Consider the following 12446-nt stretch of genomic DNA (forward strand, 5'->3'; position numbering starts at 1 on the left):
ACGCTAAAGAATACTTTTTATTGGCAGTTTTTTAATGATGAGATCTTTGTCGCGGCTAACCAGGATAGTTGCTTTGGTGCCGATGTTCTTTAATAGCTCTCTGAATAGTTGCAGGTTGGCGCCCAGGTTATTGTTGATGGCCATAACGATATCGCCTTTCCGGAAGCCGGCTTTTTCTGCCGGAGAACCTTTGATAATATCCGTTACTTCTACTCTTCCGTTAATCAGGTAGATGATCAGGCCAGTGTAGGAGTAGTCGAACATATCGCGGTAGTGCGAGTTGGGCATCATGTAAATTTCTTTTTTTCCGTAGTTGAGCGTGATATTGAAGCGTCGCAGTAAATCGTTGCCTATCATGCCTCCGAGGAAAGGGTATGCTGTTACATTGCTTTTATCATCAAAGATGTAGGTGGGTACATTCCGAAAAGCATAGTTGCCTATATGAAATTCCGATACCGTGGTAAGCGACATGGTCATTTTACCTCCGAGGCCCTGGGCTTCTGTTTGTATTACTTTTTTGCTTCGGTGGCGTTTTTTTTCTTCCAGGACACTGCTATCTGTTACAAACTGTGTTGAGAGCAGTAAACACATACCTGCGCCGGTATCAAAATAATAGCGGTTATTGATCGTTCTTTTGGCATTTCTTAGAGGGGCAGATATGAGCGGGATCTGGGTAAGAGAAGGTCTCATCAACTGGCCTCCTCTGGGATAATTAAATTTTCCTTTAGTATAGATCAGGATCTCTTCTGTATCGTAATCTATGGTGACTATATAACGGCTTATGAGGCTGTATCCGATGATGCCATCTACCTGGATACCATACACCTGACTAATGAGTTCATAATCATTGATGTGAAAATTAAGGCTATCCACTGTAAGACCGGGAAGTTCCAAGGAATGATTCATGGCAAACGACACGGGCTTGGAGCCGCCAAGACCTTTGATGATCCTGTCTGTAGGAATATGAGGGATACCTAACCGCAGGCAGGTAGTAGTATCCAGTGAAATACCTGCACTACCTGTATCCAGGATAAACTGCAGGGTGTCCGGATAACCGCTTACCAATGCCTGGATAACCACAACTCCTCCATAGTATTGTTTGAAGTGGAAACGGGTAATAAGCACGGCTTCGCGCGTACTATCGTTATATAACGTTGTATTTCCGGCAAGTGCCTGGTTTGATATACCGGCGGCTGCCAATAGCAGCATAACGTGTAACAGAATTGGTCTAAGCATACATGGGGATGCAGGGATGTTGTATTGCTATAAATTTAACATTAAAAACGATTCGTATAAAATATTTTTATTAAGGGCAGTTAATTACTGAAATACTACCTTTGTTCCAGTTATTCAGGGATTGAAACATAGCACATGGAACTTCAGGACTTATACAAAAAGGCGCAAAATTTTGAATTTCTGACAGCAACAGAAGGGGTATACTTATTTGAGCATGCACCGCTGGCAGAATTAATGGAGATTGCCAACGAGTTACGTAAACAGCAGGTACCACATGGCAAGGTAACCTGGCAAATAGACAGGAACGTGAACACGACTAACGTGTGCACCGCTAACTGTAAGTTTTGTAATTTTTACCGCATACCTGGTCACAAGGATGCTTACATCACACAAATAGATGAGTATAAGCGCAAGATTGAGGAAACCCTGAAATATGGCGGCGACCAGCTGTTGTTACAGGGCGGCCACCATCCTGAGCTGGGACTCAGTTTTTACGTTGATCTTTTTAAAGAGCTGAAACAATTATATCCTGCATTACGACTGCACACCCTCGGGCCTCCCGAAGTAGCGCATATCACCAAGCTGGAAAAGAGTACACATATTGAAGTATTACGTGCACTGCAGGAAGCTGGCATGGACAGTTTACCAGGCGCCGGTGCGGAAATACTGAATGATCGTGTACGCAGATTAATTTCCAAAGGAAAATGTGGTGCGCAGGAATGGCTGGACGTTATGCGTGCGGCACATAAACTGAACATTGCCTCTTCTGCTACGATGATGTTTGGTCACGTAGAAACAGTATTGGAGCGCTTTGAGCACCTGGTAGATATCCGTCAGGTACAAAGCGAAAAGCCGGAAGGGCATTATGGCTTCACTGCCTTTATTCCATGGACCTTCCAGGATGTAGATACATTGCTGGCAAAGATCCGTGGTGTGCACAACATGACCACCTCTGAAGAATACATCCGCATGATTGCCATGAGCCGCATTATGCTGCCTAATATTAAAAACATTCAGGCGTCATGGTTAACGGTAGGTAAACAGGTAGCACAGCTTTGTTTGCATGCAGGTGCCAATGATTTTGGTTCTATTATGATTGAAGAAAATGTAGTGAGTGCAGCTGGTGCACCACATCGCTTTACTTACCTGTCTATGCAGGAGGCGATCAGGGAAGCCGGTTTTGAACCACAACTACGTACACAGCTATACGCATTCAGGGAAGTTCCTGCTGCGATAGAAGAGCAGGTGATTAATTACTAAGCATCGTGTAATAAAAATATCCGGGCGTCCTGATTTTTCAGGGCGCCTGTTTTTTTTATAATCTGTTCATTAGTAAATCGTTAACATCTCTCAAAATATTGTTAAAATTAGGTCACCCATGTTACAAAATCCTCCTTCGCACGTCTAACAGGTACTAACTAATCAAACTAAAGGAGGGAATATGAAAAAGCTGGGTTTAGTAATGGCTGGATTAGCAATGATGGCCATGGCAGCTTGTACAAGCACCAAGGTTACGTCTTCCTGGCGCGCCAATAATGTGCAGCAACTGCAGAAGGATAACAAAATAATGGTAATGGCACTTGTACCGCAAAAAGATCGTACACTGCGCAGCCAGATGGAAAACAATACGGTAGCAGAACTTAAACGGAAAGGTTACAATGCCGTATCTGCTTTGCAGGAATACGGTCCGCAGGAGTTTGGCAAGATGGGAGAAAATCAGGTATTAAGGAAATTACAGGGTAGTGATGCAAATCAGATCATGACGATTGTAATGCTGGATAAAGGAAGGGAAAGAAGTTTTGTTCCGAACTATCAACCGTATGGCTATTATGGTTTCTGGCCTTATTACTCTATGTGGTCTTCCAGGATGTACGCTCCCGGATACTATACATACAACACAAAATATCAATGGGAAGGTAATCTGTACGACTTAAAGAGTGGACAGTTGTTGTATTCCGTGCAATCACAATCTTTTGATCCGCCAACAACAGAAAGAATGGCTGTTTTATATGCTCAACAGGTGGTGAAAGATATGGCTAAGCAACAGTTGCTGGCCCGCAAGTAGGAAGGAAATATTTAGCTTTCAGCAATTAGCCGTTAGTTTTTAGTCTTTATAATAGAAGGCTGAAAACTAACGGCTAATTGCTGAAAGCAGGTTGGTTTTTACATGAAATCGATGTATGTTTAAACCCCGCTTCTAAATCCGGTTATGTTCGAAATAAACGTCAATGAAAATATATACCTGCGGCAACTGCAATTGCAGGATGCTCCACTGGTGTATAAACAACTGGATACATCGCGTAAAAGTTTACGTAAGTTTTTGCCCTGGGTTGATTATAATACCAACGAAGAACACTCTCTCCGTTTTATACAGCTAATGTTGCGCAAAGCAGAAGAGCAGGAAGCTGTGGCTCTTGGGATCTGGTACCAGCAAGAGTTTTGCGGGGTAATGGATCTGCATGGCTGGGACCATCTGTTGCAGAAAGCTGAAATAGGTTATTGGGTAGGAGAATCATTTCAGCGCAAAGGTATTGCCACTGCTGCTTGTAAAGGACTTATCTCTTTTGCATTTAAAAAACTACATCTAAATAAGGTAGAGATCCGCTTTGTATTGCAGAATGAACGCAGCGGGCAAATCCCGATTAAACTGGGATTTGCCAAAGAAGGAACATTACGTCATAGCGCCAAGCTGCACGGGCAGTATGTAGATATGGTAGTAATGGGTATCCTGCGCCAGGACTGGAAATACTAGCCTTTTAAGCCATTGAGGCTTTTCCTTACTTTACTGTTCTTTTTTCCGTAGAAATGATAGATGACCATTCCTATGGCCATCCATACGATTAAGCGCAACCAGGTATCCCATGGCAGAAATGCCATCATAACAGCGCAGGTAAGGATGCCCATGATAGGAACAAACGGTACCCATGGCGTTTTAAAAGCGCGGGGCGCATCCGGCATAGAATGACGCATCATCCACACGCCTGCACATACAATCACAAAAGCCAGCAGTGTGCCTATGCTGGTCATCTCTCCTACCACCCTGATGGGTACCAGTGCCGCAAATAAGCTCACGAAAATACAGAAGAGGATATTTGATTTCCAGGGAGTGCGGTAACGGGGATGGATATCTGAAAATATTTTAGGCAGTAACCCGTCTTTAGACATGGAATAGAATACCCGCGATTGGCCCCAGAGATCCACCATAATCACCGATGTGTAACCAACGATGATAGCCAGTATAATCATTTGTCCCAGCCATTTGAAAGGCGTGTGCGCAATAGCGATGGCTACTGGTGCAGCGCTGTTCTTAAATTCTTTATAAGGAGCCAGTCCTGTGAGTACATGAGAAAACAGGATGAAGAGTACCGTACAGATAGCGAGTGATCCCAGGATACCGATAGGCATATTCCGTTTGGGATTTTTGGTTTCCTGTGCGGCGGTACTTACAATGTCAAAGCCCAAGTACACGAAGAAGATGACGCCTGCCCCTCTCAGGATACCGGACCAGCCGTATTCACCGAATTTGCCGGTGTTGGGCGGAATATAAGGGGTGAGGTTGGCCGGCTGTATATATTTCCAGCCAAGGGCAATAAAAACTAGTACTACACCCACTTTCAGCGATACCACTACCGCATTCCAGAGGGCGGAGCCTTTTGTACCACGGATTAATATGAATGACATGAGTACCACTACCAGCGCTGCAGGTAAATTAAAATAACCGTGTGCTTCCACACCACCGGCCAGTTTCACTGTTTCAAAAGGAGAGTGTACAAATTGTGCAGGAATATAAACACCGTAACCAGCTAAAAACTCCACGAGGTAGTTAGACCAGCTGATGGCTACTGTAGCAGCACCCACAGAAAACTCCAGTACCAGGTCCCAGCCAATGATCCAGGCGAGCTTTTCGCCCATTGTAGTATAGGCGTAGGTGTATGCGCTGCCTGCCACAGGGATCATGGAGGCAAACTCGGCATAACAGAGGCCTGTAAAGGCGCAGCCAATACCAGCTACTATAAACGAAAGCGTAACTGCCGGTCCGGCATTGTTACCTGCCGCTGGTCCTGTTAAGGAAAACAGGCCGGCGCCTATGATTACACCCAGTCCCAGCATCACCAGCTGAAAGCCGTTGAGGGTACGTTTCAGGGTATTCCCGCTTTCGTCAACAGATTCGTTAAGCAGCCATGATAAAGGCTTTTTGTAATATTGCTTCATTTTAATACCCTACTGTTTTAGTGGACTAGTGCGCAAAAGTAGGATAAAATGAATTAACAATAAAAAAGATGGAAGGTTTGTCTTGCTCCCGATTAGGCTGATTATACTGATTACCCTGATTTTATTCCTTTGATTATAAAAAGATTAGCGAAGATAAAAGCGAATAACATCCGTCTTAATCTTCGCTAATCTTTTTTAATCATATAAATAAAATCTAAAAATAAAATCAGGGTAATCAGTATAATCAGCCTAATCGGGAGCAAGACAATCTACCCGATATCGCAGATACCGATTGCTGCGGCAAGGGAAGCTATTTTATCTTCATGTGCAGGGATAAACTCCTGAGCTACATGGCCTTTGAAGCCGGTTTCATAAATAGCTTTCATGATGGCCGGATAATAAAGTTCCTGTGTTTCATCTATTTCATGACGGCCAGGTACGCCACCGGTGTGGTAGTGTGCAATATATTCGTGATTGTCGCGGATAGTGCGGATTACATCGCCTTCCATGATTTGCATGTGGTAGATATCGTACAGCAGCTTGAAATTAGGAGAATCCAATGATTTACAAAGCGCTACGCCCCAGGCGGTGTGGTCGCACTGGTAATCGTGGTGGTCTACTTTGCTGTTCAGCAGCTCCATTACCAGGGTTACTTTTTTCTTTTCTGCATAGCCTATAATGCGTTGCAGTCCTTTGGTACAATTGTCGATCCCCTGTTGTGCATCCATACCATTGCGGTTGCCGGAAAAGCAGATCAGGTTAGTGAAACCTGCCTTGGCGGTTTCATCTATATAGTGTTTAAAGTATTCTTCCAGTTTATCGTGATGGGCTACGTTGTTAAAGCCTTTGGTGATACCCCATTCCGGGCCATTACTGGCCACCATGGCGGTAATCATATCATTTTTTTTCAGGATATCGAAGTCTTTGGGATCCACCAGGTCAATTGAGGGAATACCGATTTTTTTAGCGGCCTTGCAGAGATCATCCAGTGGAATGTTATAACACCAGGCACATACGGAGTGGTTAATTTTTCCTTTTAAGTGCGCTCCTACTGCCAGATCATGTGCTGAAACCCTGGAGGAAAGAGACGACAACGTGGTGGATGCTAATGCCATCGTGGCGACCTTCTTAATCATATCGCGGCGTGAGTTTTCCTGGTGCATAAAATGTTTGCTTTTAAACTGGGATCAATGTAGGTGAAATTACGGGTAGTTGCAAGCCCCTGCCCCCATTGAAGCAAAAAAAACGGGAAATATGCAATTTTTTTTTTTCAGTACAATCAACTGCCGTCAGACTGCGTTAATAAAGTAACTTGCAGTAGTATTTATTTTTGGTAAGTAATTTGTTTAAGTATCGAAAAGCAGAGGTTGATATGGAGAAAAAATATATTCCCAATTTATGGGTTTGCATCCTGATGGATCTGTTAGGCTGCGCCAGTTACACGGTTCCGGTTTTAGGAGAAGCAAGCGATATCATTTGGGCTCCTATTTCTGCATTTATTTTCTATCGCATGTTTGGTGGCACTCTCGGTACTTTTGGCAGTGTTTTCAATTTTCTGGAAGAGTTATTACCGGGAACAGATTTCATTCCTACTTTTACACTTTCATGGATATTGAAGCGTATATGGGCCAGCAGACGTGCTATGTCTATTTAGGATATTAGTTTCAGCAATGAATCTTTCTGAAACTAATATCCTTATCAATAAATATTAAAACCCTCCTGGTCTGAATCCTCCTCTGCCACCACCAGGAGGAAAGCCCATACGGTAACCTTTTTCTCCCTTATTCATATTTCCCCCAAATTTATTCAGGAAATAAGTGAAGCTCACCATGAAATATTGCTGCAGCACATTACTCTGTACATCTTCAATATAGTTATCACTTACGGTACGGGAAATATTGATATACTGTTTCAACAAATCAAAACCTTGTATCTTTATCATCCCCTGTTTTTTAGGAAACACATATTTGGCTATATTGGCATTCCACATTGTGGATGTGAGGTTGTAACCCGCTGCCAGACCTCTGTTCATTGTACAGGTAACATCACTGCCAATCATAAATCCATAAGGCAGATTGATGTTGAAATTTGTATTGATATTATAATTCAGGTAATGTGTGTTTTGTGTTTTCGATAACGTATTATCAGTAGCATTATAATTTACACCACCACCAAGCGAAACATCCAGCCACTCTTTGTACATGTAATTAACACTGGCGGATTGCGACAGCTGCAATGATTTACTGTAGTTTGTTTTTCCGTCCACCACATTTACATCCCTGCCGTAAATGATGGTAGTACCTGTATTCAGGTTCTGTCCGGGTGTTTTAGACAAGGGGATGGAGTTGTGTAACATACCACGCAGATTGAAATATCCATTTACGTTGACGGGTTTGCTGGTTTGTTTTCCTTTATCATCCAGAGTGGTGGAATTTACAATTTTATTAGTACCGAATGAACCGGTAAACGAAGCGAACATGCCACGGAAAGTGATATTATTAAACTGGTTAAAATTTACTCTCAATGTATTGTTGAAAGAAGGTTTCAAATCAGGATTACCTAACTGTATATACAACGGGTTACTATTATCGGGTACTGGCTGCAATTGCTGTACAGTAGGCTGTTGCGTGCTGCCATTATAGTAGATGCGTAACCGTTTATTTTTTGAAAACGTATAATTAAAAGAGGCACTTGGCGCGAAATTAACGGTGCTTTGATGGATAAGGCTATCTTTCCCGGTGAGGAAAGAATGTGTGAGATTATCCAGGTCATTAAACAACACATTAATGCCGAAAGAATAATCGTATTTCAGTTTATTGGTACGCAGGGAAATGCCCGTTTGCTGGTTCAGTGTATTATTTGTAAAAGCGTTGCTCAGCGAGTCATTCATGACATTATAACCGCCTTTGCTGTTATCATAATCGTATGTGTATTTTGTACTGTTGCTATTATATTTTGTAAAACCATAGTTTGCTTCCAGGTAGCGATCTTTTGCCACCGGCTCCGTGTAAGTAATGTTTGCACCTGCATTACGACTGTCTGTATTAATTTGATTGCGTTGATTAAACGTTACCATACTATCCGGGTTGAAATAAACGACGCTTGATTTATTGTAATTCTGTTGCTGATTGTTGACATTGTTATAACTGAAATTGGCACTCAGCGTACGTCCCGGCTTTTTGAACCTTTTCCTGAAAAGCAGGCTGCCACCAACGTTCTGGTTGTTGCCTTGTCCGTCGTTATAGGTAATACCTTTGTTCATCGTATCCTTCCTGGAATTCAGTGATTGATAATCTGTAATACTAAAACTATTGCCGTTTGTTAAAGAATAGGTAGGTGAAAAAATCAGGGAGTGCAGCGAATCAATCTGGTATTCTATCCGCACATTAAAACGATTGTTACTATTGTCGGTTTGCGACAATGAGTTGTTGTTGTTATAGATGGTACTATCTCCCTGAAAGGTTTGCCGCGCTTTCTTTTGGATAACATCTGTTTTAGTATCATTAAAGAAATAGCTCCCGTTAACAATCAGTTTTTTGCCATAATCCTGGTTGAAACTCAAGCCTGCGTTCCAGTTACGGGTGATACCGGTGTTGTTACCTCCGCCGAGGTTTTGTTGCATCGCCATTGCACCACCACGACCGCCTCCTCCTTTTCCACTGCCACCACCACCGGCGGAGCTGAAGCTCATCTGGTCCTGCAGTGTGTAGCCCATATCGTTTACATTGTTACCACCGCCCAGCAACGATAGCTGCTGATTTTCCCGCATACGGTTTAAGCTAAAGGAGCCACCAAAGCGGTCATCTGTGCCGTAGCCGGCGGTAGCGCGGCCAAACATCCCTTTTTTCTTATCTTTTTTGATGGTGATGTTGATCGTTTTCTCTGTCTGACCATCGTCGATTTGTGTGAACTGTGCCTGGTCGGATTTTTTATCAATCACTTGTACTTTATCAATGATGGCTGCAGGCAGGTTTTTGGTGGCGAGTTTGGGATCGTTGCCAAAAAAGGGTTTACCATCTACCAGTATTTTAGTAACGGTTTCTCCTTGTGCGGTAACAGCGCCGTCTTTATCAACGGTAACACCAGGTAATTTTTTCAGCAGGTCTTCCACCACTGCATTCTCCCTTGTTTTGAAAGCGTCTGCATTAAATTCCAGGGTATCTTTTTTTACTACAATGGGTGGTTTCTCATCCAGTATTTCAACGGTATTGAGATTTACACCTTTGTGTTCCATGGTAATGTTACCAAGAGCGATCTGTTTATTATCAGGAGTAATCTGAACTGGTTTGTTGATAGGTTTATAGCCCAGGAAGCTGATGTAGAGGCGGTAAGGGCCGTCGGCTAGGCTTGTAATTTCAAAGTTTCCCTTGTTATCTGTGACAGCAGTGATGGCTACAGTAGAATCTTTTGCATGCAGCAAAACGATGGTAGCAGCGGGCATTGCTTCTTTGGTCGTCTGGTCGGTCAGTTGGCCTTTGATCTTTCCTTGTTGAGATTGCGCCTGGGCAGGTAGTATGCCCAAACTCAATACCAGCAAGAGTTGTATAATTTTATTCATAATTAAATTGAGCAGGAAAGGGTAAGATAAGGATGAATTTCACATTTATGGTTGCCGTTTACGTAATTTATCCATCTCCTGTTTTCTGATCTCCCTCATCTGTTCCTGGCTAATTTTTTCTGCGTTAGCGGGGATGGTAAGATCTGTTTCTGTTACCGCTTTCAGGCTTACATTTTTTGCGGTGAATGCGCGTTTACTGCCTTCTGCAGCGAGAACAACGGCATTGCTATCAGGCAGCAAGCCATTTACCGGAGAGAAACTAAAGGGTAGTTCGGTGGTATACCAAACAGTATAGGTATCCTCTTTAAGCTGTATGGTGGCTTTTTTGCAGGTGTATCCCGCTATTTTTTTAGTTTTATCGGATGATTTGTTATTAGCGGTAAAGATGTAGTCTTCTTCTGTATAATACGTTTTCTTATCATCGCCGAAGGTGGTAAATACCTGCTCATATTTTTTATTGGCGAGGTCTACATACTGGGCGTTGTTGCCACGTGGGCCCATGCCAGGTCTGCGTGGATTACGCGTGGTATCGCCGCCGGGTTGTTGTCTTCTGCCGCCAAAATCTGGTCGTTCGGTAGTTATCTTGCCAACGTTATTATTGAAAGTAAATGTTTGTTTAAAGGTGATCACATCTGGTATTTCAGCGGCATCGTCTCCGCTGCGTTGAAACCCCCGCATGCGCTCGGGATCTGTTTTAGCAGTTACTTCGTATTCTATTGTACCTGATTGCTGTGCAAACAGCGGATGCGTGAAGGATAGCAGCGTAGCAGCTGCAAATAGAAAATGGATAGTTCGGTTCATGCCTGGTTGTTTTATATTACAAAAATCACCATTCATGCGGGCATTTTGGGTTAAAAAGCTTTATTTACTGTTATTTACTGTTAATAGGCATCGACCAGCGTTAATCTTCCTTATTTACTGTTAATTACTGTTAAGGAAGTAGCCTGTTTTAGGTGCGGAATGGATAGTTTTGTAAGGATATCAAAAATTTTCATGCGACAACGAATCAGAAATATTCTTATCCTCATGTGTATTTGTATCCTTGGTATATTTCTGTTCCAGGGGTATTGGTTATATAATTCTTATAGGATAAGAGAAGAACAATTTAATAAAGAGATCAATGAATCGTTGCGTATGGCTGTTTTCAACAAACAGTTCTCTGATGTACGTCGTTATATCCGTTATTTCGGAAAGGATAAAGATTCCCTGCAACGCCCTATGAGAGGATTGGCAGAGCAACTGGAAGAGATAGGAATGCCCAAGGGCGGTCGCTTCAGAGGGCACCGGGAATATGATAAATACCCCGGACCTCCTCCTCCGGAAGCTTTTCATGGAGATTCACCAGCGCGTATATACGCAGATACACTAGCCCGACAAATATCTGAGTTCCTGATCACCAGCAACTTACATAATGATAGTACCAATCTTAAAAAATTGGATTCTGTATTTCGTGTGGAGTTGGCCAATCGTCAAATTGCCACGCCTTATAAACTGGATACTTTTCACCTTAGTTATAGTGGTTTTGAAAGAGAAACTTTCCGGGATAGCATTCGCCGGCGGGAGCCAAGGCAAACAGCCAAAATTCCGTTCAACCCTGCCAGCAACCTTTTTGTAAGGGCCAGCTTTGAATCTCCGTTGCAGTTCATTCTGCAGAAAATGATATGGACCCTGCTCAGCTCTGTTGTGTTGCTGGTACTTACTACTTTGTGTTTCGTTTATATGCTGCGTACCATCCTCAAGCAAAAAAAGCTCTCAGAGGTAAAAAATGACTTTATCAATAATATGACGCATGAGCTGAAAACGCCCATTGCTACTGTATCTGCGGCCGTAGAGGCATTGCAGAATTTTAATGCGTTAAACGATCAGCGCAAAACACAAACGTACCTGGATATTTCAAAAAATGAATTGCAGCGCTTATCAGACCTGGTAGAAAAAGTATTACATATTGCAGCGGAAGAAAAAGAAGATATTGAGCTGTTCAGAGAAGCCACTGATCTGAATGAAGTGATAGATAATATTCTCTCCAATCATCAGCTGAAGGCCAATAAACCCTTGCAGTTGCGGTATGACAATAATCTGGCAGGGCATTCTGTATATGTGGATAAAACACATTTATCTAACGCTATCAACAACCTGGTGGATAATGCTATCAAGTATTCCAAAGAGCCTGTACAGTTATATCTGCAAACGAGTATTGAAAACGGTATACTGAAGATCCGGGTGAAAGACAATGGCATCGGCATTCCTAAGATCTACCAGACGAATATCTTTGATAAATTTTTCAGGGTACCTACCGGTAACCTGCATAATGTGAAGGGTTTTGGTTTGGGATTAAGTTATGTGCAAAAGATTGTGGAAATGCACGGGGGTACTATCCGTGTGCATAGTGAGCCGGAAAAGGGCAGCGAGTTTATTATCATTATTCCATCAGCATAGTATC

The 12446-nt window shown here is 42.8% G+C and carries 10 protein-coding genes; 5 read left to right on the forward strand and 5 right to left on the reverse strand.

Annotation, left to right across the window (positions count from 1 at the left end; translation table 11 throughout):
• Positions 1 to 3 precede the first annotated feature (3 nt).
• Positions 4 to 1236, reverse strand: a complete 1233-nt coding sequence (locus CLV51_RS03360; protein ID WP_245898608.1) for an aspartyl protease family protein — start codon at positions 1234 to 1236, stop codon at positions 4 to 6.
• Positions 1237 to 1371: 135 nt separating this feature from the next.
• On the opposite strand from CLV51_RS03360, the gene mqnC reads away from it, so the two are divergent.
• The 3 genes from mqnC to CLV51_RS03375 all read left to right on the forward strand — a co-directional run bounded on the left by mqnC (position 1372) and on the right by CLV51_RS03375 (position 3988).
• Complete coding sequence (mqnC, locus tag CLV51_RS03365; protein ID WP_106526588.1) at positions 1372 to 2496, forward strand: cyclic dehypoxanthinyl futalosine synthase; 1125 nt, start codon at positions 1372 to 1374, stop codon at positions 2494 to 2496.
• Between the two features lie 181 nt (positions 2497 to 2677).
• Positions 2678 to 3301, forward strand: coding sequence for a hypothetical protein (locus CLV51_RS03370; RefSeq protein ID WP_106526589.1), 624 nt, complete (start codon positions 2678 to 2680; stop codon positions 3299 to 3301).
• Between the two features lie 144 nt (positions 3302 to 3445).
• A complete protein-coding gene (locus CLV51_RS03375; RefSeq protein ID WP_106526590.1) occupies positions 3446 to 3988 on the forward strand; it encodes a GNAT family N-acetyltransferase in 543 nt (180 codons plus the stop codon).
• On the opposite strand, the gene CLV51_RS03380 is transcribed toward CLV51_RS03375, so the two are convergent.
• The gene (locus CLV51_RS03380; protein ID WP_106526591.1) at positions 3985 to 5448 is read right to left on the reverse strand and encodes an amino acid permease; all 1464 of its coding nucleotides are present in this window, start codon (positions 5446 to 5448) and stop codon (positions 3985 to 3987) included. The genes CLV51_RS03375 and CLV51_RS03380 overlap by 4 nt on opposite strands.
• 269 nt (positions 5449 to 5717) lie before the next feature.
• Positions 5718 to 6611 (reverse strand): hydroxypyruvate isomerase family protein, encoded by an 894-nt coding sequence (locus CLV51_RS03385; RefSeq protein ID WP_106526592.1) that lies wholly within the window; start codon positions 6609 to 6611, stop codon positions 5718 to 5720.
• 209 nt (positions 6612 to 6820) lie between these two features.
• On the opposite strand from CLV51_RS03385, the gene CLV51_RS03390 reads away from it, so the two are divergent.
• A complete protein-coding gene (locus CLV51_RS03390; protein ID WP_106526593.1) occupies positions 6821 to 7102 on the forward strand; it encodes a hypothetical protein in 282 nt (93 codons plus the stop codon).
• Between the two features lie 54 nt (positions 7103 to 7156).
• Here the strand turns inward: CLV51_RS03390 and CLV51_RS03395 are convergent, their stop codons facing one another.
• Positions 7157 to 10006: a TonB-dependent receptor gene (locus CLV51_RS03395; protein WP_106526594.1), complete on the reverse strand. Its 2850-nt coding sequence runs from the start codon at positions 10004 to 10006 to the stop codon at positions 7157 to 7159.
• Between the two features lie 45 nt (positions 10007 to 10051).
• Positions 10052 to 10807 carry a GLPGLI family protein gene (locus CLV51_RS03400; RefSeq protein ID WP_106527571.1) on the reverse strand — a complete coding sequence of 252 codons (756 nt, stop codon included), beginning with the start codon at positions 10805 to 10807 and terminating at the stop codon, positions 10052 to 10054.
• A gap of 192 nt (positions 10808 to 10999) precedes the next feature.
• Here CLV51_RS03400 and CLV51_RS03405 point away from each other — a divergent pair, with 192 nt between their 5' ends.
• The gene (locus CLV51_RS03405; protein WP_158266922.1) at positions 11000 to 12442 is read left to right on the forward strand and encodes a sensor histidine kinase; all 1443 of its coding nucleotides are present in this window, start codon (positions 11000 to 11002) and stop codon (positions 12440 to 12442) included.
• The last annotated feature ends 4 nt before the right edge of the window (positions 12443 to 12446 follow it).

The organism is Chitinophaga niastensis, from assembly GCF_003014755.1.
Taxonomy (GTDB): Bacteria; Bacteroidota; Bacteroidia; order Chitinophagales; family Chitinophagaceae; genus Chitinophaga; species Chitinophaga niastensis.

What these genes read in the sequence shown, in the direction of transcription:
- CLV51_RS03395 (WP_106526594.1), bottom strand. Translation starts at nt 10,006, where the DNA reads ATGAATAAAATTATACAACTCTTGCTGGTATTGAGTTTGGGCATACTA.
- CLV51_RS03405 (WP_158266922.1), top strand. Translation starts at nt 11,000, where the DNA reads ATGCGACAACGAATCAGAAATATTCTTATCCTCATGTGTATTTGTATC.
- CLV51_RS03360 (WP_245898608.1), bottom strand. Translation starts at nt 1,236, where the DNA reads ATGCTTAGACCAATTCTGTTACACGTTATGCTGCTATTGGCAGCCGCC.
- CLV51_RS03400 (WP_106527571.1), bottom strand. Translation starts at nt 10,807, where the DNA reads ATGAACCGAACTATCCATTTTCTATTTGCAGCTGCTACGCTGCTATCC.
- mqnC (WP_106526588.1), top strand. Translation starts at nt 1,372, where the DNA reads ATGGAACTTCAGGACTTATACAAAAAGGCGCAAAATTTTGAATTTCTG.
- CLV51_RS03380 (WP_106526591.1), bottom strand. Translation starts at nt 5,448, where the DNA reads ATGAAGCAATATTACAAAAAGCCTTTATCATGGCTGCTTAACGAATCT.
- CLV51_RS03375 (WP_106526590.1), top strand. Translation starts at nt 3,446, where the DNA reads ATGTTCGAAATAAACGTCAATGAAAATATATACCTGCGGCAACTGCAA.
- CLV51_RS03370 (WP_106526589.1), top strand. Translation starts at nt 2,678, where the DNA reads ATGAAAAAGCTGGGTTTAGTAATGGCTGGATTAGCAATGATGGCCATG.
- CLV51_RS03390 (WP_106526593.1), top strand. Translation starts at nt 6,821, where the DNA reads ATGGAGAAAAAATATATTCCCAATTTATGGGTTTGCATCCTGATGGAT.
- CLV51_RS03385 (WP_106526592.1), bottom strand. Translation starts at nt 6,611, where the DNA reads ATGCACCAGGAAAACTCACGCCGCGATATGATTAAGAAGGTCGCCACG.